The following is a 26275-nucleotide window of genomic DNA, read 5'->3' as shown; positions in this document are numbered from 1 at the left end:
CTGAATCTTCCTGTACGACGGCGGACGTCCCCTGGAGCGGCGACGTTCCACCGATCATATGCCGCACTCCGGCCGCCGACCCGAATCGACGGCGCCGCAGGCCCCTGCGTGACGCCGTGGGCCGTCAGTCCCCGGTCCCCACGACCTCGAGGAACGCCGCCCGCTCCCCCGGCGCCCCGGCCACGCCGCTGACGAGGATCCCCCCGGGCACGACGAGGAGGTCGTGCGCCACGGGATGGCCGTCCGCGAACACCCCCTCGGGCGCCTCGAGCTCGGTGAACTCCGTCCCGCCGGGCTCCAGGCGGAAGATCCTCGTGCGCAGGGAGGTGCCCTCCTCCTCCACGACCGCGGCCGCCACGACACCGCCGGCGGCATCCAGGGCCATCCGGCCCGCCGTGGGACCGAAGGCCTCGCCGGCGATCCCGTGGATCGTGGAACCCGCCGTCCACGTCCGGCCCCCGTCCCCGCTGCGCAGGTGGACGAGGCTCCACGCGCCCTCCTCCTGCTCCGCGGAGGCCGCAGCGTCCCCGAACACCGCGGCGGCATGGACGTCGTCGCCGTCCCGGACGAGGCCGACGAACTCTCCCTCGCCCTCGGGCAGGCCTCCCTCGACGGCCGAGCGTTCCCACGCCGTCGAATCCTTCGCGAGGAACCAGGCCGCGGCGCGTTCGCCGTCGTCGGTGCCCGTGCTGCCGACGGCCAGCAGCGTGCCGTCCGCCGTCTCGCCGACGCCGGCGACGCGCGATGTCTCCTCCTTCGAATCACTCAATTGCTTCCCGGCCGCGCGCTCGAACGAGGCGAAGTCGCCCGTCAGTGCGAGGGCGCTCCGCGAGGACTCCTGGCTCTCGGCGAACCAGCCGCCGATCAGGGCGCCCCTGCTCGTGGCGGCCGCGTCGCTGACCCGTTCGAGGTCGTTCGGGTCGCGCCGCGCGAAGAAACCGCCGCCGTGCGCCTGGAACGAATCGCCGGCGTCGGAGCGCTCCCAGAGGACCGGCGGCGCGAAGGCGGCGTGCGTCGTGGTATCCCTCCCATGCAGCATCTCGCCGTGGCTGCTGGCCGAGTATCCGCGGAAGCCGACGGACGCGGGGGCATCGAGCGCAAGGGACGGCACCCAGGACGATTCCTCCCCCGACTGCTCCCAGATCCCAAAGCGCGACCCCTCGGCGCCCAGCGCCCGCAGGCCGCCGTCGTCTTTCCGCTCCAGCTCGAACAACTGGACACCGGCAACCGGCTCCGCCGCCGGGAGCTCCACCTCCTCGGCCCGGCCCTTCAGGTCGACGAGGTGGAGGACCGGTTGCGCGTACCTGCCGAGGTGCCGGGTGGAGGCGACGAGGTAGCCTCCTGCGACCGCTTCGATGGCCTCGAGTACCGCCGACGAGCCGTCCGGGCCGCCGGGGAGCGCGACGGGCCCCGGCTCCCCGTCCTGCGCACGGCTTTTCAACGATCCGGTGGTCCGGTCCAACGGCAGGTTCCCCAGGAACAACGTCGTGCCGCCCGCCGCCGCCAGGTCCGACCACTCGAACTCGCTGCTGCTGCCGCTGATCCGTTCCACGAGCGAGACCTCGACCGTGCCCTGCCCGTCCCGTCCCGGGGTGAGGACCCCGGTCAGGTCACCGGCGTAGCCGCGCTCGGCGAAGCCGTCGTCCCATCCCCACCCCGCGAGGTGGACGACGCCGTCCGGGGTGGCGGTGGCCGTCCACCATCCGCTGTTCCGCGGTGCCGCCTGGGCGGGGTCGTGCTCCAGGGTCGACCAGCTCAGCCCGGCGTCGGTCGAGGAGAAGAGCACGGCCTCGATCGGCGCGCTCTCCCCGTCCCGGTCCTCGTACCGGATCCCGGCGGCCACGATCACCTCGCCCGCGGCGGCCAGCGCGTTGACGTTGAGGTCGCCGCCCGTGATGCCGGCGTCGTCGAGGGCGGCTGCCGTCCAGGTCCGCCCATCGGGGGACGTCAGGAGCCTTTGACGGGCGGCCGCGTTGCCGGAACCGACGAGGACCACCCAACCGGCCTCGGTTCCGGCGACGGACCGGACCGTCTCGCCCTCCGTGAGCGCGGGCCCCTCGATGACCTCGAATCCGCCGGACCCCGTGGACAGGGCGAGCGCGAGCCGGTTCCGGGAGCTGGCGACGAGGAGCTCCTGTCCGGGGCGCAGATGCGCCGAGGTCCAGGGCTGCAGGGCGTAGGGGCCGTCGCCGATCGGGGCGGCCGCCCAGTTCCGGCCGGCGTCGCCGCTGCGGTAGGCCATGGCCCCCGGAGTGGCCCCCTCGCCCGAAACGAGCAGGAGGGCATCGGTCCCCGCCGCGGCCAGGTCGACGACGCCCTGCGTGCGCTGCGCCGCCGCCGGCACGGCCTGAACCGGATCACTCAGCCCCCTCACCGTGGTCAGGGGGTTCGCCGGGGAATTGCAGGCCGTCCCGAGCACAAGCGGCAGGAGGGCCGCCAGCGCCGCGATCCGTCGGCCCGCCGGGCGTACGGGCCGTCCACGCCGGCTCCTGGGCCGCGTCCGCCCCGTCGCCTCTACATCCGCTGGCGTCCGATCCCGTGCGGCGCGCATCCCCATGACCGTCTCCCCTTCACTCGATGAACGGGGAACCGCGTGGTGCGCCCCCTCGAGGGAGCCTAGGCGAACTGCTGGATGAACTCCTGTAGTTATCCACAGGCCGGTCTAGAGGACGTCGACATCCCCCGAGGCCTTGAGGGATTCGACGGCCTTCTTCACGGACTGCGCGTGCTCCTGGGTGGTCACGAGCAGGGCGTCCGGGGTGTCGACGATAACGACGTTGTCGATGCCGATGAGGGCGATGACGCGCTTGGTGTCCGAGACGACGACGCCGGAGGCCTGGTCGGCGTAGACGCGGGCGCCCTCGCCGAGGACCGTGATGTGGCTGCTCTCGGTCGCCGGGTTCAGTCGTCCGATCGCGGCGAAGTCGCCGACGTCGTCCCACGTGAACGTCCCGGGGATCATGGCGACGTCGCCCGCCGCAGCCGCCGGCTCCGCCACGGCGTAGTCGATGGCCGTCTTCGGCAGGGTCGGCCAGATGCGGTCCACGACGTCGTCACGGTCCGGCGAGTCCCAGGCCGCGGCGATCTCGAGCAGGCCCGCGTGCAGCTGGGGCTCCGTCCGCCCCAGGTGCTCGAGCATGAGCGCGACCGGGGCGACGAACATGCCGGCGTTCCAGAGGTAGTCCCCGCTCGCGACGTAGGACCGGGCGACCTCCTCGCTGGGCTTCTCGACGAACTCCGCGACGTCGGTGGCGCTCGGCGCCCCGGGGACCGCGAGCGGCTCGCCCTGGCGGATGTAGCCGAAGCCCGTCGACGGAAGGGTTGGCCGGATGCCGATCGTGACGATCTTGCCGGTGGCCGCGGTGTGGATGGCCTCCCGCACGGCGTCCTGGAAGACGTCGACGGGACCGATGACCTGGTCCGCGGCGAAGGAACCCATGATGGTCTCCGGGTCGCGGCGGTGCAGGATCGCGGCGGCGAGGCCGATCGCGGCGGCCGAGTCCTTCGGCTCGGACTCGAGGACGAGCTGGTCCTCGCCGAGCTCGGGAAGCTGCGCGAGGACCGCCTGGCGGTGCGCACGGCCGGTGACCACGAGCATCCGCCCGCCGGCCAGGGGGGTCAGCCGCTCGAACGTCGCGCGGATCAGCGTGCTGCCGGAGCCGGTGAGGTCGTGGAGGAACTTCGGGGCCGCGGCCCTCGAGAGCGGCCAGAGCCGGGTGCCCACGCCTCCGGCGGGAATCACACCATGGAAGCGCTGCAGGGGGTCAGTGGTCATGGCCCTAGGTTAGCCGACGCCCACCCACATGACGGGTGATCCAAAAGGAGCATTTAGGTCACGTCGACGTTGCGGAATTGCCGCGGATTTCCGCGGATTTCACACGGATCCACCGGGGCCGGTGACGATCGTCACAGGAGGGGCCGTCATGACGGGCAATGGCCTCCCGAGTGGTCTAGGATCGGGGGCAGTAACGCTCACGCACCGGCGTCAACTCTTTGTGTGGAACCGCACAAGCGCCCTTGCGATGCATGGAGGTAATTCAGTGTCGAAGACTTCGTCAGGCACCCTCTACCGCGGCCGCGAAGGCATGTGGTCCTGGGTAGGGCATCGGGTCACCGGTGTAGTCATCTTCTTTTTCCTGTTGGTCCACGTCTTGGACACGTCGCTCGTCCGAGTCTCCCCCGGCGCGTACGACGCCGTGATCTCGACCTACCAGAACCCGCTCATGGCCGTCGGCGAACTGGGCCTCGTCGCGGCGATCCTCTTCCACGCCTTCAACGGCCTTCGCCTGATCCTGGTCGATTTCTGGAAGCAGGGCCCCAAGTACCACCGCCAGCTGCTCTGGGGCGTCCTGGCCGTCTGGGCCGTCGCCACGATCGGCTTCGCGATCCGCCACCTGTCCCTGGCGCTCTTCCCGGCTGGAGGCCACTAAGCCATGACGACCACTGAATTCGCGGCGCCCCGCACGGGCCGCATCGACGCCAAGTACAACCGCATGCCCTCCAAGGGCGGCAACTTCGAGATGCTGGCGTGGCTCTTCATGCGCATCTCCGGGGTCTTCCTCGTCGTGCTGATCTTCGGCCACCTCTTCACCAACCTCCTCGTCGACGAGGGCGTCCACGGCATCGACTTCGGATTCGTCGCCGGCAAGTGGGCCGACCCGGTGTGGCAGTTCTGGGACCTGGCGATGCTGTGGCTCGCCATGCTCCACGGCACCAACGGCGTCCGCACGATCATCAACGACTACGCCGACAAGGACCGCACGCGCTTCTGGCTGAAGCTGGTGCTCTACTTCGCGACCATCGTCATCGTCGTCCTCGGCACGCTGGTCATCTTCACCTTCGATCCGTGCATCCCGGGGTCGACCCTCGAGGTCTGCAAGTAGATCCCGCCGGCAACCGCCGATCCTGACTGAGAAAAGAGAGAGCATCCGGTATGCAGGTACATAAGTACGACGTCGTCATCGTCGGCGCAGGCGGCGCCGGCATGCGCGCGGCCATCGAGTCCGGCCAGCGCGCGCGCACGGCGGTCCTCACCAAGCTTTACCCCACCCGGTCCCACACCGGTGCCGCCCAGGGCGGCATGTGCGCCGCCCTGGCCAATGTCGAGGAAGACAACTGGGAGTGGCACACCTTCGACACGATCAAGGGCGGCGACTACCTCGTCGACCAGGACGCCGCGGAGGTCATGGCCAAGGAGGCGATCGACGCCGTCCTCGACCTCGAGAAGATGGGCCTGCCGTTCAACCGCACGCCCGAGGGCAAGATCGACCAGCGCCGCTTCGGCGGACACACCCGCGACCACGGCAAGGCCCCGGTCCGCCGCGCGTGCTACGCCGCAGACCGCACCGGGCACATGATCCTGCAGACGCTGTACCAGAACTGCGTCAAGCACAACGTCGAGTTCTACAACGAGTACTACGTGCTCGACCTGCTCACCGTCGAGGAGGACGCCGTCCGCGAGGACGGCACCGCCTACAAGCAGAAGCGCGTCGCCGGCGTCGTCTCCTACGACCTCGCGAGCGGCGAGCTCCACGTCTTCCAGGCCAAGTCGGTCGTGTTCGCCTCCGGCGGCGCCGGCAAGGTCTTCAAGACCACCTCCAACGCCCACACCCTCACGGGCGACGGCATGGGCATCGCCTTCCGCCGCGGCATCCCGCTGGAGGACATGGAGTTCGTGCAGTTCCACCCGACCGGCCTCGCCGGCCTGGGCATCCTGCTCTCCGAGGCCGCACGCGGCGAGGGCGCGATCCTGCGCAACTCCGAGGGCGAGCGCTTCATGGAGCGCTACGCCCCGACCATCAAGGACCTGGCGCCGCGCGACATCGTCGCCCGCTCCATGGCCAACGAGGTCCGCGAGGGACGCGGCTGCGGCCCGAACAAGGACTACGTGCTCCTGGACCTGACCCACCTCGAGCCGGCCCACATCGACGCGAAGCTGCCCGACATCACCGAGTTCGCCCGCACCTACCTCGGCGTGGAGCCGTACACGGAGCCGGTCCCGGTCTTCCCGACGGCCCACTACGTCATGGGCGGCGTTCCGACCAACATCAAGGGCGAGGTCCTCCAGGACAACGACACCGTGATCCCGGGCCTCTACGCCGCCGGCGAGGTCGCCTGCGTCTCCGTCCACGGCTCCAACCGCCTGGGCACCAACTCCCTCCTGGACATCAACGTCTTCGGCAAGCGCTCCGGCATCTACGCCGCGGAATACGCGAAGACCGCGGAGTTCGTGGAGATCCCCGAGGATCCGACCGCCGAGACGGAGTCCCTGCTGAACGTCGTCCGCGACGGCAGGGGAACCGAGCGCGTGGCCCAGCTCCGCAAGGAACTGCAGGACACGATGGACATGAACATGCAGGTGTTCCGCACGGGCGAGACCATCATGCAGGCGCTGGCGGACATCAAGTCCCTGCGCGAGCGCTACAAGGACATCAGCATCCAGGACAAGGGCAAGCGCTTCAACCTGGACCTGCTGGAGGCCGTCGAGCTCGGCTTCCTCCTGGACCTCGCCGAGGTCATGTCCGTTTCCGCCCTGCACCGCCACGAGTCCCGCGGCGGCCACTTCCGCGAGGACTTCCCGGACCGCGACGACGCGAACTTCATGAAGCACTCGATGGTCTACAAGGACGAGTCTGCGGAAATGGAAGGCATCAAGGGCATCCGGTTCGACACCAAGCCCGTGATCTTCACCCGTTACCAGCCGATGGAGCGTAAGTACTAATGAGCAGCGAAGTGACCGAACCAGCATCCAAGGTCGAGCTGGCCGCCGGCGTCGGTGGCGGCGGGGAGATCCCGAGCTTCGACATCACCCTGCGCGTCCGCCGGTACAACCCGGAGGTCTCCGAGGAGGCCGCCTGGGAGGACTACCAGCTCACGATGTACGGCACGGACCGCGTGCTGGACGCCCTGCACAAGGTCAAGTGGGAGATCGACGGCTCGCTCTCCTTCCGCCGCTCGTGCGCCCACGGCGTCTGCGGTTCCGACGCGATGCGCATCAACGGCCGCAACCGCCTGGCGTGCAAGACGCTCCTGAAGGACCTGGACACGTCCAAGCCGATCACCGTCGAGGCGATCAAGGGCCTGCCGGTCGAGAAGGACCTCATCGTCGACATGGAGCCCTTCTTCCAGTCGTACCGGGAGATCATGCCGTTCCTCGTGGCCAAGGGCCACGAGCCGGCCTCGGAGCGCTACCAGTCCCCCGAGGACCGCGAGCGCTACGACGACACCACGAAGTGCATTCTCTGCGCCGCGTGCACGTCCTCCTGCCCGGTCTTCTGGACCGACGGACAGTACTTCGGCCCGGCGGCGATCGTGAACGCGCACCGCTTCATCTTCGACTCGCGGGACGAGGCCGGGGACATGCGGCTGGAGATCCTCAATGACAAGGAAGGCGTGTGGCGCTGCCGTACCACCTTCAACTGCTCGGAGGCCTGCCCCCGCGGTATCCAGGTCACCCAGGCCATCTCCGAGGTCAAGCAGGCCATCCTGGCCCGCGCGCTCTAGGACCACCACCGCGCGAAGGCGCCGCCGCCCTCTGGGCGGCGGCGCCTTCGGCGTTCCAGGGCCGGCGCTCAGCGGCCCTTCGCGGGCGGCCACGGGGCCGGGGAGCGCGTGTGGGCGTCGGCGCGCAGGATCGCGGCCCGACGCCGCAGGCTCAAGGGCCCCGCCGCGCTGCCGGCATCGGCGTCGGTCTCCGCGTCGGCGCTTCCGACGGCCCCCCACGCGGTCGCGACGAGGTAGACCTGGCTGAGCAGGAAGAACCAGACGAACAGGCCCAGGATCACCGCGAACGGGGCGAGCAGGGGGTTGTTGCCGACGCTGCCGAGCAGGAGCGAGGAGAACGAGCGCAACAGGGTGGAGCCGATGGCGGCGATGAGGGCGGCCTGGAGCATCACGGCCCGCGGCATGGTGATGGAGGACGCGAGCCGGAACAGCACGACGGCGACGGCGGCGTCGAGGAGGAGCATGACGGCGATGCCGGCCAGGCGCGTCATGACGGCGGCGAAGCCGGACTCGAGGTTCAAGATGTCGAGGACGGTCTGCAGCGCGGCGCCGACGACGAGGCCGACGCCGGAGGTCACGACGAGCGAGACGCCGAGCAGGGCCAGGATGCCGAGGTCTCGCAGCTTCGCCAGCACCGGGTTCATCTTCACGGGCGGCAGCCCGTAGACGCCCCGCATGCCTTCGCGGAGGCCGGCGATCCAGCCGAGCGAGGTCAGGAGCATGGCCGCCGTCGAGATGACGAGCGCCCATCCGAAGCCCCCCGAGTTGAAGAGGACGTCCGGGGTGGCGAGACCGCCGTCGCCCGTGTCGATCAGGCCGGGAGTGGTCTCCGCGACGGTCTCGACGACGGCGTCCTGGAGTTCCCGGTTCCCGCTGGCCACGAGCCCGAAGATGGAGAAGCCGGCCACGAGCATGGCGGCGACGGAGAAGAACATGTTGTAGGCGCTGCCGGCGGCCATGAGCGGTCCGTGGCGGCGTCCGTAGAGCGTCCACACGCGCAGCGGCCGGAACGCATTGAGGCGGGCCAGGAGCCACTGTGCCGCGGCGGCGAGCTCGGCGACCGCGCCGCGCTTCTCCCGCTTGGCCTTGCCCCATTCGGCGCGCTTGCGCAGGGCCTCGGCGCGCAGCCCGGCGCGGTCCAGCGGATGGATCTCATCCGTCTCGGCCGCGTCGCCCGTTCCCGTCGTCTCCCGTACCGCCAAGGTGCAGCTCCTCCCGCAGGGCCCAGAAGCCCGTCGAATCGTGTTCGAACAGTCCGATCTTGTCCACCGCGAACTCGGCCTCGTAGTCGGCGAGCACGCTCATGGCGTGGTCCATGCCCGTCTCGGTGACGTCGTGGGCCATGGTCAGGTGTGGATGGTAGTCGTACTCGGGATCGTGCGCGAGCGGACCCGAGCGCAGGGCACGGTGCAGCCCGGCGCATTCCTCCCAGCCGTCGGCGACCTTGAGGTACACCACGGGGGTGACGGGGCGGAACGTGCCGGTGCCGCGCAACCGCACGGTGAAGGCGCTCGTGGCCGCGGCGACGGCACGCACGTGCTCGCGGGTCACGGCCCAGTCCCTGCTTGCGGTGCCGCTGATGAGGGTGATGTGCGGGGGGACGACGGCGGCCAGCGGATCCCCGAAGGAGGCGCGCCATGATTCGAGCTCGCGACTCAGGGGTGCGGGCAGCGGGATGACGATCCCGACGTTGCCGGCCGCCGCGGGCGCGGCCGGCGCCCGGCCGCCGCGCACGGAGGACCCGGCCGCCCACGGGCGGCCGGCAGGCGCGGGGGCCCGGCGGCCCCGGTCCAGGTGGACCATCGGCTACAGGGCCGGTCCTGCCTGCTCCGCGGCGGCACCGACGGCGGCCGGCACGGCCTGCTGCAGGAATCCCAGGTTCGAATACACAGTTGCCAAGGTAGCAGAAGCGACTTCGCGGGCCTTCGACGCCCCGACGGCCAGGAGGCGGTCGAGCTCGGCCGGGTCGTCGAGCAGCTCGAGCGTGCGGGAGCGCACGGGCTCGAGGCGTGCCACGACGGCCTCGGCGACGTCGACCTTGAGGTGGCCGTACATCCGGCCCTCGTAGTCCTCCACGAGCCGTGCCACCGGGGTCCCGGTCACGGTCGAGAGGATCTCGAGCAGGTTGGACACGCCGGGCTTGGCGGAGCGGTCGTAGGCGATGACCGTGTCGGTGTCCGTGACGGCGGACTTGATGCGCTTGGCTACCGTCTTGGGGTCGTCGAGGATGTTGATCAGTCCGTTGGGGCTCGAGGCCGACTTGGACATCTTCGAGGTGGGGTCCTGCAGGTCGTAGATCCGCGCGCCCTCCTTCTGGATCATCGCCTCGGGCACCGTGAACGTGCCTTCGCCGAAGCGGTGGTTGAAGCGCTGGGCGAGGTCGCGGGCCAGCTCGACGTGCTGGCGCTGGTCGTCCCCGACCGGGACGGCCTGCGGCTGGTAGAGCAGGATGTCCGCCGCCATCAGCATCGGGTACGTGAAGAGCCCGACGCCGGCCGCGTCCTGGCCGCCCTTGGCCGACTTGTCCTTGAACTGCGTCATCCGCGAGGCCTCGCCGAAGCCCGTCAGGCACATCATGACCCAGGCGAGCTGCGCGTGCTCCGGCACCTGGGACTGGACGAACAGCGTGGACTTGTCGATGTCGATCCCGCCGGCGATGTACTGCGCCGCGGTGCGCCGGGTGCGCTCGCGCAGCACCGCCGGATCGTGCTGGACCGTGATGGCGTGCATGTCCGGGATGAAGAAGAAGCAGTCGAAGTCGTCCTGGGCCGCGACCCAGTTCACGAGCGCGCCGAGGTAGTTGCCCAGGTGGAGGGAGTCCGCCGAGGGCTGCATGCCGGACAGGACGCGCGGACGGTGGTGCGCGGTGGTGTTCATGGATGGTCCTTGGGGGAAGGGCTAGAAGCGGTAGTCGATGACCAGCGGCGCGTGGTCGGAGAAGCGCGTGTCCCAGCTGGCGGCCCGGTCGACGACGGCGTTGGAGGCGCGGTCGGCGAGGGCGGGGGTGGCCATGTGGTAGTCGATCCGCCAGCCGGTGTCGGTGTCGAAGGCCTTGCCGCGCTGCGACCACCAGGTGTAGGGGCCGTCGACGTCGCCGGCCAGGCCGCGGTGCACGTCCCGGTAGCCGAACTCCTCGCCGAAGAAGCGGTCGAAGTAGGCGCGCTCCTCGGGCAGGAAGCCGGCCCGCTTGACGTTGCCCTTCCAGTTCTTGATGTCCCGCGTGGTGTGCCCGACGTTGAGGTCGCCCGTGACCACGGCGTGGTCGCTGGCCGCGGCCAGCTCGGGCAGGCGGCGGACCATGACCTCGAGGAAGGCGTACTTCTCGACCTGCTTGGGCGTGTTCACCTCGCCCGAGGGGACGTAGGCGCTGACCACGGTCAGTTTCTGGCCCTCGCCGACGGTGAAGTCGGCCTCGACCCAGCGCCCGGAGGTCAGGAACTGCTCGTCGCCGATGTCGGCGCGCGTCGCGGTGGGCTCGGCGCGCGAGGCGATCGCGACGCCGGCGCGGCCCTTCGCGGCGGCCTCGGCGTGCAGGATGTGCCACCCCTCGCCGACGAGCTCCCTGACGATCGCATCGGGGGCCCGCACCTCCTGCAGGGTCAGGATGTCCACTCCGCGGCCGTCGAGCCAGTCCGCCATGCCCTTGCGGTAGGCGGCGCGCAGCCCGTTGACGTTGACCGAGGCGATGCGCAGCGCCCCGTCGTCCTTGCCCAGGTGGTTTCCGTCTGCAGTGCTCACCCGCACCACCTTACCGAATCAGCGGCCGTCGACGACCTCGCCGGAGAGCGGTTCGCCGCCTCCGCCGGGCTTGAGCATCCCGCGGGCGTTGTGGGCGGTGATCTCGATCGTCTCGAGGGCGCGGCGGACCTGCTCGCGGTCCTCGTCAGAGGCGCCCTCGAGGTGCTTGCGGACCTGGCCCAGCTGGACCTCGACGATCTTGAAGGAGTGGTCGAGCTTGAGGTCCCGGGCGCGCGTCGCGTCGTCGACGACCACGGTCTCGGAGGCCTGCGTGGCGGCGCGCGGGGCCATGCCGGCGGTGGCGCTCTTGAGCTGCTCGCTGACCTTCCGCGCCCCGCGGCGCAGGCCGAAGACGAGGAACGCGGAGAGCAGGAGCCAGCCGAGGGAGATGATGACGACGAGCCAGCCGATGACGTCGTTCTGGTTGGCCGCGAAGACCACGGCGACGAGGAACACGGTCACCATGACGGCCATCGAGAGCGTGCTGGCCTTGAGCGTGACCTTCTTGTCCTGGCCCGCGGCGTTGGGGAGAGTCTGCATGCCCCCATTCTCTCAAACGCGCGGGCCCCTCCCCCGCCGTTCTACCGTCGGCGAACAGCGGCGCCGCGGGAGCGCGGCGGGGCTACCAGCTGACGAGGCAGAACGGGTGGCGCTGCGGGTCCAGGAACACGCGGTAGTTCTGCCCGCCCGTGTTCATCGACGTGGCGCCGAGCTTGAGCACCTGCTCCTCGGCGAGGTCCAGGTCCTTGACGCGGATGTCGAGGTGCGCCTGCTGCGGGTGCAGGTGCCCCGGCCACTCGGGAGGCACGTAGGGATCGACCTTCTGGAAGGCGATCGCCGGCCGGTCCGGGGCATCGCCGATCGTGATCCAGCCGTCGTCGTCGTGCTGGACCCGGACCATGCCCAGGACCTGCTCGTAGAAGCCCGCCAACGTGTCGGTGTCCTCGCAGTCGAAGACCACCGCGTGCCACGTGCCGATCATGGTTCCTCCTGGTTCGATGCCGTGTGTCCCACACCCTACCGGTGGCGGCGGCGCCACGGCAGGGCCCGGAGCGCACGACGGCGGGGCCGCGCCGAGGGCGCGCGGGGCACCCCGGGCGCGGCCCCGGCGTCGTTCCCTACTTCAGGAACAGGGCCCGCAGGCGCGTGGTGGTGAGCACCATCCCCGCGACGATCATGACCGCGAAGTAGAGCAGGTGCCCGAGCATCGCCCAGCCGAAGGCGCCGACGGAGAGCTGGCGCAGCAGCTCCACTCCGTGCCACAACGGCAGCGCCTGGATGAGCCACTGGACGGCCTGCGGGTAGACGTCGAGCGGGTACAGCGTCGCGGAGAAGAGGAACATCGGCAGCATGATGAAGTTGATCCAGTCCATCTGCTGGAAGGTCTTCATGAACGAGGTGATGCCCATGCCGATCGACGCGAAGCCGAACGCCACCACGACGGACGCGGGGATCATCAGCAGCGCCCACGGGGTCGTGATGAGACCCATGAACCCCATGACCGCCGTGAAGCCCGTGGCGTAGAGCGCCCCGCGCAGCAGGGCCAGGAAGATCTCGCCGATCGCGACGTCGAGCGGCCCGAGCGAGGTGTAGAGCATGTTCTGGTACAGCTTGGCGAAGTTCATCTTGAAGAAGACGTTCCACGTCGAGTCGTAGATCGCCCCGTTCATCGCCGAGACCGCCAGGAGCGCCGGGGCGATGTAGGCCGCGTAGCTGATCGGCTCCCCCGTGGGCCCCGTGACCGTCCCCACGAGGGCGCCGAGGCCGATGCCCATCGCGAGCAGGTACAGCACGGGCTCGAAGAACCCGGAGACCGTGATGGCCCAGTTGCTGGTCCTCGTCGCGAGGAGCCCGCGGGCGATCACCGCGCGGGCGTTGCGGGCGTAGAGCCCCGCGAGGGGGCGCCGGTCGGCGGTGAGGACCAGCTCGGCGTCGTCCACGACGGATCCGAGCCCGGCGCGGGCGGCGGACGGGTCCTGCCGGCCGCGTGTGGGTGTGGTGCGGTCCATCTCAGCCCTCCAGCCTGCGCGCGTAGATCCGCCGGGCCGCCACGAGCGCGGCGGCCGCGACCGCCGCGAGGTAGAGCACGTGCACGATGCTCAGCCAGAGCGGCTCGGCGTGGCCGTAGCTGAGCACGCGGCCCAGCTCGGCGCCGTGCCAGACCGGGGAGATCCAGCCGATCCACTGCAGGAACCACGGCATGACGGACAGGGGGAAGAACGTGCCGGAGAAGAGGAAGAGCGGCATGACGATGAAGCGCTGGACCATGGCGAACTGGCCGCGGTCGTCCTTGATCGAGGCCGCGTAGGCCATCATCGGGACGCCGAACGCCAGGCCCGCGAGGGCCGCGGTGAACACGCTCACCCAGGCCCAGCCCGAGGGCGCGGCACCGAACGCCGCGACGATCGCGAGGTAGACCGCGCTCTGGGCGACGAGGCGGATCGCGACGGCGAGGACCCGGCCCTGGCAGATCTGCTGCGCCGAGATCGGCGAGGCGAGCGGCCCGTAGTAGGTGCGGTGCCATTTGAAGCCGCTCATGACCGGGTAGGAGAACTCCTCGGCGGCCGTCATGACCGCGCCGGAGGCCAGCAGCGCGGGCACGATGAACTGGAGGTAGCCGACGCCGCCGAACGCGGCCCCGCCCGTATTCGAGTCGACGAGGCTGGCCAGCCCGATGCCCATCGCCACGAGGTACATCAGCGGGTTGCCGACGGAATAGGCGATGATGACGTCGAGGTAGCCCTTCATGCCCCGCAGCACCTGCTCGGCGATGTACCACGTCCCGAAGCGGCGGGCGCGGGCGGCGCTGACGGCGGGCGTGTGGGCGCGCAGGGGCGAGTCGAAGAGCCGCTCCTCGGCGGTCGGCGTCTTCAAGGGGCCGGAACCGCTAGTCAACGAGGCTCCTTCCGGTCAGCCGCAGGAAGACGTCCTCGAGCGAGGAACGGCGCACGAGCGACGTGAGCGGGCTCAGCCCGCGGGCCGTGACCTGCTCGAGGGCGGCCTCGCCGTCGTCGGCATAGATCAGGACCCGGTCCGGAAGGGTCTCCGTCCGTTCCCCGATGCCTTCCAGCTCCCGGCCGACGGTCGCGTTCCGCTCCGTGCCGAACCGCAGTTCGAGGACCTCCCGCGTCGAGTACTCGCGGATGAGGGAGGCCGGCGATCCCTCGGCCATGATGCGTCCCTTGTCCACGACGATCAGCCGGTCGCAGAGCTGCTCGGCCTCGTCCATGTAGTGGGTCGTGAGGATCAGGGTCACGCCGCGTTCCTTGAGCCGGAAGAGCCGGTCCCAGAGGATGTGGCGGGCCTGCGGGTCGAGCCCCGTCGTGGGCTCGTCGAGGAGCAGGAGCTTGGGGTCGTTCACGAGCGAGCGGGCGATCGTCAGCCGGCGCTTCATGCCGCCGGAGAGGTCGTCGACGCGGGAGCCGGCCTTCTCCGTGAGCTGGGCGAACTCGAGCAGCTCGTCCGCCTTGGGCTTGAGGTAGGACAGCGGCAGGCCGAAGTAGCGGCCGTAGATGATGAGGTTGTCGCGGACCCGCAGCTCCTCGTCGAGGTTGTCCTGCTGCGGCACGACGCCGAGGTGCGCGCGGACCTCGGGGCCCTGCTCCTCGGGGTCCAGGCCCATGATCTCCAGCTCGCCCGCGGAGCGCTGGGAGACGCCGCCAATCATGCGCATGGTGGTCGACTTGCCCGCGCCGTTGGGTCCGAGCAGGCCGAACGACTCGCCGGCGGGGACCTCGAAGGAGATCGAGTCGACGGCGGTGAAGTCGCCGTACTTCTTGGTCAGGTTCTTCGCCGAGATGACGATCGGGCGCGTAGTGGTGTGGGGCACAGGGAAACTCTAGGCCCGATTACTGATTGGCACAACTCAATCACCTCCGGGGTGCTCGACCGGGCCGCCGGTCGTCGCCTCCGGGCCGGTGGCCGCGACGTCCGGCGCGGTCCTCACGCGTCGGCGAGCAGCGCCCCGGCCGCCGCGACGTGGTCCGGCTCGCCGGTCTCGAGCGCGAAGAGGGCGTAGGCCAGGCCTGACGAGGCGGCGACGGCCGCGCACCGGGCCGCGAGGTCCTCGGTCTCCGCTCCCCCGGCGTCCGCGTAGGCGCGGAGGGTGGCGGCGAAGGCCTCGGGCGTGGAGGTCTGCCAGTGGGCCGTGAAGTCGACGGCGGGGTCCCAGACCCGCGCCGTCGTCCAGTCCAGGACCGAGGCGATCCGGTCGCCGTCGTCCAGGAGCAGGTGGGCGGGGTAGGGCTCGCCGTGGGTCATCACGGTCCGCTCCGGCCAGAGCGCATCGTCGTCGAGCCGGGCCCGCCAGGCCGCCTCGGCCGCGCGGGGCACCACGAACTCCGACAGGACGCGTTCGACGTCCTCGGCGAAGGACTGCCGTACGCGCTCGGGGGTCGCGAACGGGACGCCCGAGCGCCGCGCCTCGTCCGGATCGATCGCGTGCAGCTGGGCCAGCAGCCGGCCGAGGGAGGCACAGTACTCCGAGGACGAGCGGTCGAAGTGCCAGACGGGTCCGCCGTCGCGGACGGTGAGCCCCGGCCTGCCGGGCAGGAGCGGGTAGGCGATGAGCTCGGCCGTGTGGATCCGCCAGTCGGGCACCGCCGCGGGGATGCGCCCGGACACGAGGCGCAGGATCCGCGCCTCGCCGGCCGCCCGCCGGGCCGCGTCGGGACGGCGCGGGACCCGCAGGACCCAGGACCGGCCGGAGGCGTCCTCGGCGAAGGCGACCCGGAAGTCCAGGCCGGCCTCCTCGACCGTCAGGCCCCGGGCGTCGACCTCGAGCCCGTGGCGGGCGGCGAGCGCCGCGATCTCGGCGGGGGTCTGCGCCGCGTGGGGGCCGGCCATGGGTCCTCCTGGTGCTGGATGTCCTGCCTCCACCGTAGCGCGCGGCCCCGCCGGGGCGCGGCGGCGACGCGGTACCGGCGCACCTCCGCGGGCACGCCCCGGTGGCGCGGCACCGGCTGGGTTCAGCGGCGCTGGTCCCCGCGCAGGACCTCGAGCCGCTGCCGGTACTCCGTCTCGTCGACCTCGCCGCGCGCATACCGTTCGCGCAGCACGGACTCGGCGTCGAGGCGGCCCTCGCGGAGCTGCCGGCGCCAGCCCATCCGGCGCGCCGCCGTAATGAACAGGCCGATCAGCAGGATCCACAGCAGCGGCATCAGGAAGAACCACCTGCCGGGGCCGTGGCCGAAGCGGCCGTCGGCCGCAGTGGCCGCCAGGGTGGCGGCGCCCGTGGCGGTCGTCGCGGACAGGGGAAGGGACAGGGCGATGGACATGGGAACCTCCTGGGTCGGTGCGGCCCGTGCGGCCACGGTTCCACGGTCCCCCGCCGGCCCGTACGCGCGCGTCCGCCGCGGGGAGTCGCTTCGCCCCGGCGGCATGCTCCCGGTGGAGCAGTCCGCCCCGTCAGCCGGCCCAGCCGGGGCGCACGAGCCCGGACTCGTAGGCCAGCACCACGAGCTGGGCGCGGTCCCGCACGGCCGTCTTGGCGATGATGCGGGAGACGTGCGTCTTGGCGGTGAGCGGCGTGATGAACAACCGGGTCGCGATCCCCGCGTTGTCCAGTCCCCCGCCGACGAGCTCGAGCACCTCGCGCTCCCGGGCCGTCAGCAGGTCCAGGGACACCGGTTCCGTTCCCGCGCGGCGCGGCTGTGAGGCGATCGAGGCCAGGAGCCTCCGGGTGACGGACGGCGAGAGGAGCGCCTCGCCGTCGGCGACGGCCCGGACGGCGCGCACGAGGTCCTCGGGCTCGGTGTCCTTGACCAGGAATCCGGCCGCTCCGGCCCGGATGGAGTCGAGGATGTACTCGTCGATCACGAAGGTCGTCAGCATGACGACGCGGGTGGCGGCGAGGCCGGGATCGGCCTTGATCCGCGCGGCCGCCTCGATCCCGTCGCCGCCGGGCATGCGGATGTCCATGAGGACGACGTCGCGGCGCAGCCTGCGTGCCTCGGCGACGGCCCCGTCCCCGGTCCGGGCCTCGCCGACGACCTCGAGGCCGTCCTCGGCCTCGAGCAGCGCGCGGAACCCCGCGCGGATGAGCGCCTGGTCGTCGGCGATCAGGATGCTGGTCGTCATGGCCGCCCCTCCCCGGGGCCTCGACGCGCTCGCGCATCCCGCGCAGGCCATTGCCCTCGGGCTCGCCCGCGAGGCCGGCGCCGTCGTCCTCCACCGAGACCTCGAGCCCGCCCGCGACGGGCCGGGTCCGCACCCATGCCCGGCGCGCGCCGGCGTGGCGGACCACGTTCGTCAGGGCCTCTTGGACGGACCGGTAGGCCGCGTGCTGCGCCGCGTCGTCGAGGCGGTCGACGACGCCGGGCGGTGCGGGCGCGTAGTCCACGGCCAGCGGCGTCGCTGCGGACAGGTGCGCGATGAGATCGGGCAGTTGCTCGAGCCGCTGTCCCGGCGCCCTCGGCGCGTCGCTGCGCAGCACGTCGAGCACGTCGCGGACCTCGGACAGGGCCTCGGCGGATCCGGCCTTGATGGTCCCGCAGGGCCTCCGTGAGCCGCCCGGCGAGGTTCGCGGCGAGCTCGGCGGCGAGGACGAGGACCAGCGCCCAGGCGGCGGCGAGGGCGACGCCCGCCGGAGGCACCCGGCCCGCGGGGTCCCACTGGGCGGCGGCCGCGCCGGCGAGCGCCGCGGCGACGGCGGCCCCGGAGGCGCGGGACCACCAGCGGGCCCCGTGGAGCGCGGCCGAGACGACGCCGACGGCGAAGGAGAGGAAGACGGGACCCCAGGGGTGCCCGAGGGCCAGGTAGCCGAGGGTGGCGACGGCGGTGCCGGCCGCGACGGGGCCGGGAAACCGGCGGCGCAACAGCAACAGGGCGGGGCCGACGAGCAGCAGGGCCAGTGCCCCGGCGTCGAGCTCGATCCCGTGCCGCACCGCGGCGAAGCGCGTTCCGGCGATCTGGACCACGGCCACCGCGAGGGCGAGGAAGGCGGCGGGGGGCCGGCGGCGCTCGGTCGTGGAAGGAGCCTACGCCGCGGCGGGACGCACCGCGTCGGCCCCCGGTCGTAGCCGGCCTACTCCCCGGGGAGTACGGCCCCGCGGCCTGCGGCCGGGTGGTCCTGCCCTGGCTTTCCCGGCGGCTGCTGGGGTGCTCCGCCACGGACCCGGATGCCCCGCTACACGGCCCGGAAACAGAGCGCGGAGATGATCCGTGGTCCCGCCGGGCCCACCGGGACGGTCTCGTGCGGGAGCAGGCCTCCCAGGAGCACGATGCTCTGGCCCGGCCGGGCCTTCACGGCGCCGGCGCCCGTCCGCGGATCGGCCCGGACGTCCTCGAGCCGGGCGCCGAAGTGGGCGAGGTGCACGAGCAGGGCGCCGGCGGGATCGTCGTCCGGGGCGTCGTCGCGCAGGAGCGTGATGAGGGTGACGTCGCACGTGTCGATGTCCAGGTGCAGCCCCAGGTAGTCGCCCGGGGAGACGTAGTAGCTGTAGCTGCCGCGCCCACCCGTGGGTTCGACCGCCGTCCCGCAGACGGCGGCCAGCCGCGCGGCGAGCGCGGGGCGCGCGTAGAACGCGTCCTGCACCGCGCCGCCGCCCGCGGTCCTGAGCCGGCGCGCCGGCGTACCACCGCGCCCCGTGGCCCCGTCGCCGGTGGGGACGTCCTGCAGCGAGCTCGAGGCGTAGTTCCCGAGCGCCTCGCCGAGCAGGGCGGCCACCGTGCCGGGGTCCGGGACCGCGTCCAGGACGGTGACGCCGCCGGCGGCCGCGAGCGGGCCCGCGGCGAGCCGCGCCTCCGCGCCCTGCAGCACGCCCATCGGCGTTCCTCCTTTCGCCTCCCGCGCCGGTCATTCCCCGTCCAGGAGCTCGACGGGCTCCTCGAAGACGACCGCCTCGACGTCGCCCGCCAGCGCGGCGGGCAGTTCCCCCCCGGGCACCTCGGCCCCGCCGGCCGCCGTCCAGGCGCCGCCGGCGGACGGCACGGGATCGATCCCGAGCCGGGCGCGGAACAGCTCCGGCGGTCCGGCGATGGAGAACGAGATCCCCACGACGGGGCCGACCTCGAACCCCGCCTCGGCGAGGGCCGAGGCGGCCCGCTCGGCCGCTCCCGGCTCCGGCAGGTGCCGCTCGAGCCGCCCGGCCACCGCCGCGGCCGCGCCGGGGAGGCCGCCGGGCGAACGGAGCAGCACGAGGGCCACCGGGTCCCCTGGGCGCCCCTCCACTACAGCTCCGGGGGTTCGGGCGATTCGATGACGAAGCGCTCGATCTCCGCCACGTCCTCCGCGGTCAGCGGCACGCCGTCCGCGTCCTGGCCGCCCTCCCGGATCACGACGGGCGGGATCGGGCCGATGGGGTTCAGGAACGGGTTGATGATCGGCGGGCGGAACGGGATGAGCGGCTGGACCGGCAGCACGGGCGGCCGGAAGGGCAGCAGGGGCTGGATCGGCAGCACCGGCGGCTTGAACGGCAACAGCGGCTGGATCGGCTGCACGGGCGTGAAGGGGATGAGCGGCTGGATCGGCAGGGCCGGGAGCACCGGTCCCACGAGCCGGCACCGCAGCTTGGCGATGAGCACGGCGCGGTGGGCGTCTACGAGCCCGTGGCCGGTGGCCAGGTCCGGCCCGACGACGGCGGCGTGGCCGAAGTTCGGGTGGTTCGTCCCCGTCGTGACGTCCACGGCGGTCGTCTGCAGGACGTCGCGGATCGCCGCGGGCGAGAGCCGCTTGCAGGCCTGCCGGATCAGGGCGCAGACCCCGGCGATCTGCGGCGCGGCGGCCGAGGTGCCGCTGAAGGCCGCCCACCCGTCGTTGGTGGCCGTCTCGTCGCCGTTGGGGAAGCTCCCTCCCCCGTTGCCGACGTCGATCGCGCAGCCGGCCGGCAGCGGCAGCATGATGTTCATGGCCCTCGGCCTCATGCCGACGAGACCGGAGACATCGGGAACGCGCCGCCCCGGGTAGACGTTCGAGGCGAAGCCGCTCGTGTAGTCGGAGGCCCGCAGCTGGCCGTTGCGCTGCCGGTCCACGCCGCCGACGGAGATCACGTCGGGATGCTGGCCCGGGAAGCCCCAACCGCCGTTGCCCGCCGAGAAGACCACCGTGATGCCACCCGCGACGGCGGCGGCCACGGCGGCCGCGAGGGCCTGGTTGGCGGCGCTGAGCGGCCCGTTGGGCTGGCTCGAGCCCCACGAGTTGGTGATGATGTCGGGGCCGAGCGCCACGGCCGCGTTGAACGCCGCCGTCACGTTCACGAGCGCCCCGGTCGCGGTCGCGCACTTGACCGGGTAGAGCGTCACGTCCGGCGCGGTCGCGAAGATGTTCGCGGACTCCCCCGTGCCGTGCCCGTTCTCGTCCACGCCGGGATTCGCGGTGCCCGGGCCGAGGGTCGTGGGCTCGACGCGGTAGCCGTGCTCGGTGAAGAACGGGTGGGTCTGGAAGCCCGTGTCCACCATGGCGACCTTGACGTCCTTGCCGGTCACGCCGGAGCGGTGCGGCCGTTGGGCGTTGAGCAGCACGGAGACGTCGTCGGGGACGTTGAGGTGGTAGTAGTCCACGGTCGGCGGCAGCACGTCGACGGCGTGCAGGTAGTACGGCTCCTCGAGGGCCACGCCGTCGAGGATGCCCTCGAACCCGGTGCCGGCGGTCTCGATCAGGCCCGGGACCTCGGTGTCGGCGTTGTCGATGAACGTCGCCTCCTCCACGAGGCCGCCGGGCTTGAACACGCTGCGCTCCTCGGTGAAGAGGTGCGCGCCGAAGGAGGCCTCGAACTGCTCGCGCGTGCCCGCGAAGTTGACCATGAGCTGATTGGCCTGGAGGACCTCGAATCCCGCGTCCGACAGCGCCTGGACGGCGCGGTGCACGGCCTCGTCGTCGGAGACGTGCAGGCCGACGGTCTCGGCTCCGGGGACGAGTCCCGGCGTGAACATCGACAGCCCGCCGAGGGACTCGGGCGAGGCGATCGCGAAGATGCGGGCGGGAAAGTCGCCGTCCGGCTGCTCGGCGGGCTTGCGGCCCCGCCCCGACGAGCCGGTGCCCCGGCCGCCGCTTGGCTTCGTTGCCATGATGGTGCTCCTTGGATGCAGTGGGGGTTATCCGACGCCGGCCGGCTGGCCGGCCAGCCATGCGTGGACGGCGTCCTGGTTGCCCGAGTAGTAGTGGCACAGGAACCATCCGGCCGTGTCCGGGTCCGTCGCGGCGAACTCGCCGTTCTGGGCCACGTGCTCCGGCGCGAAGTGCGCGCACGCCACGGAGGCGAGCGCGCCCACCGCGAGCCAGGTGGCGACCTCTTCGAGGATCCACTGGTTGGCGGAGGGAAAGGGCAGCGCGGCGGTCCGCGGGCCGGCCAGGTGGCGGGCCGCGCGGAAGCCCTCGAGCGTGCCGAAGCCGGTCCCGGCGAAACGGCCGGGGTCCTCGGACATGCCCAGGAGCAGCCGCCACGCGCAGTCGAGGAACCATCCCCGGGCGGCGGCGAGCGCGGCCCAGGCCCCGTGGTTCAGCAGGACGACGCCGGTGTTGAACGGCGCGACGGGGGCGAAGCCAAGCGCCGCGGCGAGCGCGTCGTACGCGGGCTCGTCGAGGAAGGCCGGGTCCGCCGGGTGGTGGCTGCGGCGCGTGCAGACCTCCTCGCGGGCCACGAGGTGGGCCCCCTGGTAGGCCGCGCACCACGGGGCGGGGTCGGCCAGGAAGACCGTGTCGCAATCGCAGCACAGGACCTGTTCCGGCCCGCGGGCGGTGATCCAGTCGTAGTTGAGGAACTTGTGCAGGGCCGGGTAGCGGGCCAGGACCGCGGCGCCCTCGGGGCAGTCGGCGGCCAACCGCTCGCGGTAGTCGCCGCGGGCGACGAGGGCGGCATCGTGGCCGCGGCACAGCGCCCCGAGCGCCTCGGGGGCTCCGGAATGGACGAACACGACCACCTCGGCGCGCGCGTTGTGGCGGCGCAGGCTGGACAGGCTCGTCGTGAGCTGGCGCAGGAGCGGGGCGGGATCGGCGGCGCGCGGGAAGGTCACCGAGTAGCAGATCAGCAGTCCCCCGCCCATGGCCCTCCCCCTCGCTCCAACCCGGCGGAGCCGTCCCCGCACCGGCGGGGAACAACCGTCCCCGCTGCGGCCACCGTAGGACGCGGGCCGTCACCGGCCCGTCACGGCGCGGCCCGGAGAACGGGCAGGGCCGCCTCCCCGGTGCGGGAAGGCGGCCCTGTCGGATGGAGCGCGCGGTGCGGCCCCGGCGTCGTCCTCAGCGGGAGGACGCCTGGCGTTCGGCGGTCTCGACGACGTTCGCGAGCAGCATGGCCCGCGTCATGGGCCCGACGCCGCCCGGGTTCGGCGAGATCCAGGAGGCGACGGTCGCGGCCTCCGGATCCACGTCGCCCGTGACGACGGCCTTGCCATTGCCGTCGTCGACGCGGCTGACGCCGACGTCGAGGACGATCGCCCCCGGTTTGAGGTCCGCGGCCTTGATCATGTGGGCCTGGCCGGCGGCGGCGATGACGACGTCGGCCCGGCCCAGGTGCGCCGCGAGGTCCGCGGTCCCCGTGTGGGCGAGCGTCACCGTCGCGTTGATGGAGCGCCGCGTCAGCAGCAGTCCCACGGGGCGGCCGATCGTCACGCCGCGGCCGACGACCAGGACGTCCTTGCCGTTGAGGTCGATGTCGTGGCGCAGCAGCAGCTCGACGCAGCCCTTGGGCGTGCAGGGCAGCGGCGAGGACATGGGCTTGTTGACGTTGGCGACGAGCCGGCCCAGGTTCATCGGGTGCAGGCCGTCGGCGTCCTTCTCCGGGTCCATCGCCTCCAGCACGGCGTCCTGGTCGATGTGCGCGGGCAGCGGGAGCTGGACGATGTAGCCCGTGCAGGCCGGGTCCTCGTTGAGCTCGCGGACCTTGGCCAGCAGCTCCTCCTGGGTGGTCTCCTCGGGGAGGTCCACGCGGAGGGACTCGATGCCGACCTCGGCGCAGTCCTTGTGCTTGCCGCCCACGTACCACCGCGAGCCCGGGTCGTCGCCGACGAGGATCGTGCCCAGGCCCGGCACGATGCCCTGCTCCTTCAGCACGGCGACGCGCTCGGCGAGCTCCGCCTTGATCTCCGCGGCCGTGGCCTTGCCGTCGAGGATGCGCGCGGTGCCTTCCGCCGCGCTCACCACTGCTCGAGCCCCGGGTAGAGCGGGAAGCCGGCGGCGAGGGCCTCGACACGGCCGCGCAGGGCGTCAAGGTCCGCGGCCGCGCCGTCCTTGAGCGCCGTGGCGATGACGTCCGCGACCTCGGTGAACTCGGCGGCGCCGAAGCCGCGCGTCGCGAGGGCCGGGGTTCCGATCCGGAGGCCGGAGGTGACCATCGGCGGGCGGGGATCGAAGGGAACGGCGTTGCGGTTCACGGTGATGCCGACGGAGTGCAGGAGGTCCTCGGCCTGCTGGCCGTCCAGCTGCGAGTCCCGCAGGTCGACGAGGACCAGGTGGACGTCCGTTCCGCCGGTGAGGACCGAGACGCCGGAGGCCGCGACGTCGTCCGCCGTGAGGCGCTCGGCGAGGAGGCGCGCGCCCTCGACCGTGCGCTCCTGCCGCTCGCGGAACTCCTCCGACGCGGCGATCTTGAACGCCACGGCCTTGCCCGCGATGGCATGCATCAGCGGGCCGCCCTGGTGGCCGGGGAAGACGTTGGAGTTGATCTTCTTGGCCAGGTCCGCGTCGTTGGTCAGGATCAGGCCCGAGCGCGGGCCGGCGAGCGTCTTGTGGACCGTGGAGGTGACGACGTCGGCGAACGGCACCGGGTTCGGGTGCAGGCCGGCGGCGACGAGGCCGGCGAAGTGGGCCATGTCCACCCACAGCTTGGCCCCGACCTCGTCGGCGATGGAGCGGAACGCGGCGAAGTCCAGCTGGCGCGGGTAGGCGGACCAGCCGGCGATGATGACCTGCGGGCGCTCGGCGACGGCCTGGGCGCGCAGCTTGTCCATGTCCACCGTGAAGGTGTCCGGCTCGACCTCGTAGGCGGCGACCTCGTAGAGCTTGCCGGAGAAGTTCAGCTTCATGCCGTGGGTCAGGTGGCCGCCGTGGGCCAGGGACAGGCCGAGGATCTTGTCGCCGGGCTTGATCAGCGCGGAGAGGGCGGCGGCGTTCGCGCTGGCCCCGGAGTGCGGCTGGACGTTGGCGAACTGCGCGCCGAAGAGCGACTTGACGCGCTCGATCGCGAGGTTCTCCGCGACGTCGACGTGCTCGCAGCCGCCGTAGTAGCGGCGGCCGGGGTAGCCCTCGGCGTACTTGTTGGTCAGGACGGATCCCTGCGCCTGGAGGACGGCGCGCGGGGCGAAGTTCTCGGAGGCGATCATCTCGAGCGTGTTGCGCTGGCGGCCGAGTTCGGCCTCGAGGACGGCGGCGATCTCCGGATCGAGCTCGGCGAGGGGCTGGTTGGTCACGGTCTGGTCGTTGCTCACGGGGTCTCCTGCGGTGGGACGGGGTGGGTCCGGTGGGTCGAGGTCAGCCGGCGGCGCACGCCGCACGGACATGACCTTGGGCCCAGGCGCGCGGTCCGTGGTCGTCTCATTCGCCGCTCCCCGGTGGTCATCCACCCAACGCCAGTCGCGACGGGATCCATGCTAGCGGAGGCGGCGCACCCGTGATGAAACGGGCGGTCATCGATCCGCAACGTGGCCGGTGCGCTCCCCGGCGGGATCCCGGTGGACGGTAGGCTGTGGCGGTGAGCAGCCAGCATTTCATCGTGACCCTCTCCTGCGCCGACCGGCCCGGGATCGTGCACGCCGTCTCCGGCGCCCTCCTCGCGGCCGGCGGCAACATCACCGAGTCGCAGCAGTTCGAGAGCCCCGAGACCGGGACGTTCTTCATGCGCGTCGCCGTCGCCACCGAGGCCGGCGCGGCGGCGTTGCGCGCCGAACTGGACCCCGTCGCGGAGGCCTTCGGAATGGAGCTCGGCGTCTTCGACGCCGCCCAGCCGCTGCGCACGCTCGTCATGTGCTCCACGGAGGGCCACGCCCTGAGCGACCTGTTGTTCCAGCAGCGGGCCGGCTCGCTGCCGATCGACGTGCCCCTCGTCGTCTCCAACCACGAGTCCCTGCGCCCGCTCGCCGACTTCTACGGCGTCCCGTTCGTCCACCTCCCGGTCACTCCGGACACCAAGGCCGAGGCCGAGGCCCGGCTCCTGGAACTCGTCGCTGAGCACGACGTCGAGCTCGTGGTGCTGGCCCGCTACATGCAGATCCTCAGCGACGGCCTGTGCGCCGAGCTCGGCGGGCGGGCCATCAACATCCACCATTCGTTCCTTCCCTCCTTCAAGGGCGCCCGGCCGTACCACCAGGCGCACGCGCGGGGCGTGAAGCTCATCGGCGCCACGGCGCACTACGTCACCGCCGACCTCGACGAGGGCCCGATCATCGAGCAGGAGGTGATCCGGGTAAACCACGCCCGGACGCCGGAGCAGTTCGTGGCGATGGGCCGGGACGTCGAGGGCCGGACCCTGGCCCAGGCCGTGCAGTGGCACGCGCAGCGGCGCGTCCTGCTCGACGGCCGCAAGACGGTCGTCTTCAACTAGCCCCGGACGCGCCCGGCACGAGCAGCGTCCCGGGCGCCTGGAGCCTGTCCCGGCTTCCCTTCCACGGCTTGACCCACGTCATCTCCTCGGGGACCAGGACCTCTGAGCAGGCGCTGCAGACACCGCCTTGGTTCGTCTCCTGCCCGCAGCCCGAGTGGATCATGGCCATGTGCGCGCCGCCCGGGGGGATGTCGAGGTGCTTCTCGGACCAGAGCGCGAGCTCCTGCAGCACGGGCAGCAGATCGGCCGCGGCCGCGGTCGCCGCGTAGCCCTGGCGGGTCCGCCCTCCGTCCTGGTAGTCCACGCGCTCGAGCAGCCCCGCTTCGAGCATGGCGCGCAGCCGGCGGCTGAGCACGGCCTCGGAGATGCGCAGGTTCTCCCGCAGCTCGTCGAAGCGCCCGCGCCCGTGCAGGACGTCCCGGACGATGAGCAGGACCCAGGGGTCGCCGAGCACGTCAAGGGAGCGCCGGATGGGGCACTTCTCCTGCGACCAATCTGAGCGCAACGGCATGGCTGGCCCTTTCTTCCTCGTGACGGCTACACTACTGGCATTCTAACTT

The 26275-nt window shown here is 71.9% G+C and carries 28 protein-coding genes and 1 riboswitch; of the genes, 7 read left to right on the top strand and 21 right to left on the bottom strand.

The window, feature by feature from the left end; genetic code table 11:
• Positions 1 to 124 precede the first annotated feature (124 nt).
• The gene (locus tag AC0QR5_RS01095) at positions 125 to 2374 is read right to left on the bottom strand and encodes a hypothetical protein (RefSeq protein WP_329859685.1); all 2250 of its coding nucleotides are present in this window, start codon (positions 2372 to 2374) and stop codon (positions 125 to 127) included.
• Positions 2375 to 2662: 288 nt separating this feature from the next.
• Positions 2663 to 3775, bottom strand: a complete 1113-nt coding sequence (locus AC0QR5_RS01090) for a mannose-1-phosphate guanylyltransferase (protein ID WP_329859683.1) — start codon at positions 3773 to 3775, stop codon at positions 2663 to 2665.
• 247 nt (positions 3776 to 4022) lie between these two features.
• Between AC0QR5_RS01090 and sdhC the strand changes: the two genes are divergently transcribed.
• From sdhC to AC0QR5_RS01070, 4 genes are read left to right on the top strand one after another with little or no spacing between them, the layout of a single operon-like run.
• A complete protein-coding gene (gene sdhC, locus AC0QR5_RS01085) occupies positions 4023 to 4430 on the top strand; it encodes a succinate dehydrogenase, cytochrome b556 subunit (RefSeq protein WP_329859681.1) in 408 nt (135 codons plus the stop codon).
• Between the two features lie 3 nt (positions 4431 to 4433).
• Positions 4434 to 4883, top strand: a complete 450-nt coding sequence (locus tag AC0QR5_RS01080; RefSeq protein ID WP_329859679.1) for a succinate dehydrogenase hydrophobic membrane anchor subunit — start codon at positions 4434 to 4436, stop codon at positions 4881 to 4883.
• Between the two features lie 50 nt (positions 4884 to 4933).
• Positions 4934 to 6721: a succinate dehydrogenase flavoprotein subunit gene (gene sdhA, locus AC0QR5_RS01075; protein WP_329859678.1), complete on the top strand. Its 1788-nt coding sequence runs from the start codon at positions 4934 to 4936 to the stop codon at positions 6719 to 6721.
• Entirely contained in the window at positions 6721 to 7503 is a 783-nt protein-coding gene (locus AC0QR5_RS01070) for a succinate dehydrogenase iron-sulfur subunit (protein WP_329859677.1), read from the top strand. The genes sdhA and AC0QR5_RS01070 overlap by 1 nt, the downstream gene beginning before the upstream one ends.
• A gap of 68 nt (positions 7504 to 7571) precedes the next feature.
• Here AC0QR5_RS01070 and AC0QR5_RS01065 read toward each other — a convergent pair whose 3' ends face one another.
• The 12 genes from AC0QR5_RS01065 to AC0QR5_RS01010 all read right to left on the bottom strand — a co-directional run bounded on the left by AC0QR5_RS01065 (position 7572) and on the right by AC0QR5_RS01010 (position 17319).
• The gene (locus AC0QR5_RS01065) at positions 7572 to 8705 is read right to left on the bottom strand and encodes a YihY/virulence factor BrkB family protein (protein WP_329859676.1); all 1134 of its coding nucleotides are present in this window, start codon (positions 8703 to 8705) and stop codon (positions 7572 to 7574) included.
• On the bottom strand, positions 8656 to 9306 hold the full coding sequence (locus AC0QR5_RS01060) for a 2'-5' RNA ligase family protein (RefSeq protein ID WP_329859674.1): 651 nt from the start codon (positions 9304 to 9306) through the stop codon (positions 8656 to 8658). Before AC0QR5_RS01060 ends, AC0QR5_RS01065 begins: the two co-directional genes overlap by 50 nt.
• 3 nt (positions 9307 to 9309) lie before the next feature.
• Positions 9310 to 10380 carry a tryptophan--tRNA ligase gene (gene trpS, locus AC0QR5_RS01055; protein ID WP_329859673.1) on the bottom strand — a complete coding sequence of 357 codons (1071 nt, stop codon included), beginning with the start codon at positions 10378 to 10380 and terminating at the stop codon, positions 9310 to 9312.
• 21 nt (positions 10381 to 10401) lie between these two features.
• Positions 10402 to 11250 (bottom strand): exodeoxyribonuclease III, encoded by an 849-nt coding sequence (locus AC0QR5_RS01050; protein ID WP_329859672.1) that lies wholly within the window; start codon positions 11248 to 11250, stop codon positions 10402 to 10404.
• A 9-nt stretch (positions 11251 to 11259) separates the two neighbouring features.
• Positions 11260 to 11781 carry a hypothetical protein gene (locus tag AC0QR5_RS01045; RefSeq protein ID WP_329859671.1) on the bottom strand — a complete coding sequence of 174 codons (522 nt, stop codon included), beginning with the start codon at positions 11779 to 11781 and terminating at the stop codon, positions 11260 to 11262.
• A gap of 82 nt (positions 11782 to 11863) precedes the next feature.
• Positions 11864 to 12223: a VOC family protein gene (locus AC0QR5_RS01040; protein ID WP_329859669.1), complete on the bottom strand. Its 360-nt coding sequence runs from the start codon at positions 12221 to 12223 to the stop codon at positions 11864 to 11866.
• Between the two features lie 136 nt (positions 12224 to 12359).
• A complete protein-coding gene (locus tag AC0QR5_RS01035) occupies positions 12360 to 13250 on the bottom strand; it encodes an ABC transporter permease (protein ID WP_329859668.1) in 891 nt (296 codons plus the stop codon).
• Between the two features lies 1 nt (position 13251).
• Positions 13252 to 14115, bottom strand: coding sequence for an ABC transporter permease (locus AC0QR5_RS01030; RefSeq protein ID WP_430632788.1), 864 nt, complete (start codon positions 14113 to 14115; stop codon positions 13252 to 13254).
• A gap of 13 nt (positions 14116 to 14128) precedes the next feature.
• Complete coding sequence (locus tag AC0QR5_RS01025) at positions 14129 to 15070, bottom strand: ABC transporter ATP-binding protein (RefSeq protein WP_329859665.1); 942 nt, start codon at positions 15068 to 15070, stop codon at positions 14129 to 14131.
• A gap of 113 nt (positions 15071 to 15183) precedes the next feature.
• Complete coding sequence (locus AC0QR5_RS01020; RefSeq protein ID WP_329859664.1) at positions 15184 to 16086, bottom strand: macrolide 2'-phosphotransferase; 903 nt, start codon at positions 16084 to 16086, stop codon at positions 15184 to 15186.
• Between the two features lie 122 nt (positions 16087 to 16208).
• Positions 16209 to 16517, bottom strand: a complete 309-nt coding sequence (locus tag AC0QR5_RS01015) for an SHOCT domain-containing protein (protein ID WP_329859663.1) — start codon at positions 16515 to 16517, stop codon at positions 16209 to 16211.
• Between the two features lie 130 nt (positions 16518 to 16647).
• The gene (locus AC0QR5_RS01010) at positions 16648 to 17319 is read right to left on the bottom strand and encodes a response regulator transcription factor (RefSeq protein ID WP_329859661.1); all 672 of its coding nucleotides are present in this window, start codon (positions 17317 to 17319) and stop codon (positions 16648 to 16650) included.
• On the opposite strand from AC0QR5_RS01010, the gene AC0QR5_RS01005 reads away from it, so the two are divergent.
• The gene (locus tag AC0QR5_RS01005; RefSeq protein WP_329859660.1) at positions 17318 to 17746 is read left to right on the top strand and encodes a hypothetical protein; all 429 of its coding nucleotides are present in this window, start codon (positions 17318 to 17320) and stop codon (positions 17744 to 17746) included. The genes AC0QR5_RS01010 and AC0QR5_RS01005 overlap by 2 nt on opposite strands.
• A complete protein-coding gene (locus AC0QR5_RS01000; RefSeq protein ID WP_329859659.1) occupies positions 17721 to 18260 on the top strand; it encodes a hypothetical protein in 540 nt (179 codons plus the stop codon). The genes AC0QR5_RS01005 and AC0QR5_RS01000 overlap by 26 nt, the downstream gene beginning before the upstream one ends.
• Before the next feature lie 107 nt (positions 18261 to 18367).
• Here AC0QR5_RS01000 and AC0QR5_RS00995 read toward each other — a convergent pair whose 3' ends face one another.
• The 6 genes from AC0QR5_RS00995 to glyA form a co-directional block, all read right to left on the bottom strand.
• Positions 18368 to 19006 carry a hypothetical protein gene (locus AC0QR5_RS00995; RefSeq protein ID WP_329859658.1) on the bottom strand — a complete coding sequence of 213 codons (639 nt, stop codon included), beginning with the start codon at positions 19004 to 19006 and terminating at the stop codon, positions 18368 to 18370.
• Between the two features lie 30 nt (positions 19007 to 19036).
• Positions 19037 to 19411 carry a hypothetical protein gene (locus AC0QR5_RS00990; protein WP_329859657.1) on the bottom strand — a complete coding sequence of 125 codons (375 nt, stop codon included), beginning with the start codon at positions 19409 to 19411 and terminating at the stop codon, positions 19037 to 19039.
• The gene (locus tag AC0QR5_RS00985; protein WP_329859656.1) at positions 19411 to 21246 is read right to left on the bottom strand and encodes a S8 family serine peptidase; all 1836 of its coding nucleotides are present in this window, start codon (positions 21244 to 21246) and stop codon (positions 19411 to 19413) included. The genes AC0QR5_RS00990 and AC0QR5_RS00985 overlap by 1 nt, the downstream gene beginning before the upstream one ends.
• A 27-nt stretch (positions 21247 to 21273) precedes the next feature.
• Positions 21274 to 22221 (bottom strand): hypothetical protein, encoded by a 948-nt coding sequence (locus AC0QR5_RS00980; RefSeq protein WP_329859655.1) that lies wholly within the window; start codon positions 22219 to 22221, stop codon positions 21274 to 21276.
• 196 nt (positions 22222 to 22417) lie between these two features.
• Positions 22418 to 23317, bottom strand: a complete 900-nt coding sequence (locus tag AC0QR5_RS00975; protein ID WP_329859654.1) for a bifunctional methylenetetrahydrofolate dehydrogenase/methenyltetrahydrofolate cyclohydrolase — start codon at positions 23315 to 23317, stop codon at positions 22418 to 22420.
• Positions 23314 to 24603: a serine hydroxymethyltransferase gene (gene glyA, locus AC0QR5_RS00970; protein WP_329859653.1), complete on the bottom strand. Its 1290-nt coding sequence runs from the start codon at positions 24601 to 24603 to the stop codon at positions 23314 to 23316. The genes AC0QR5_RS00975 and glyA overlap by 4 nt, the downstream gene beginning before the upstream one ends.
• A gap of 73 nt (positions 24604 to 24676) precedes the next feature.
• A riboswitch (ZMP/ZTP riboswitch) is annotated at positions 24677 to 24762 on the bottom strand.
• A gap of 104 nt (positions 24763 to 24866) precedes the next feature.
• On the opposite strand from glyA, the gene purU reads away from it, so the two are divergent.
• The gene (gene purU / locus AC0QR5_RS00965) at positions 24867 to 25715 is read left to right on the top strand and encodes a formyltetrahydrofolate deformylase (RefSeq protein ID WP_329859652.1); all 849 of its coding nucleotides are present in this window, start codon (positions 24867 to 24869) and stop codon (positions 25713 to 25715) included.
• On the opposite strand, the gene AC0QR5_RS00960 is transcribed toward purU, so the two are convergent.
• Positions 25708 to 26226, bottom strand: a complete 519-nt coding sequence (locus tag AC0QR5_RS00960) for a winged helix-turn-helix transcriptional regulator (RefSeq protein WP_329859651.1) — start codon at positions 26224 to 26226, stop codon at positions 25708 to 25710. The genes purU and AC0QR5_RS00960 overlap by 8 nt on opposite strands.
• Positions 26227 to 26275: the final 49 nt, after the last annotated feature.

This window comes from Arthrobacter sp. J156 (assembly GCF_056172865.1).
The sequence above is the reverse complement of the archived record's forward strand: the minus strand, read 5'-3'. Positions and strand labels throughout refer to the sequence as shown.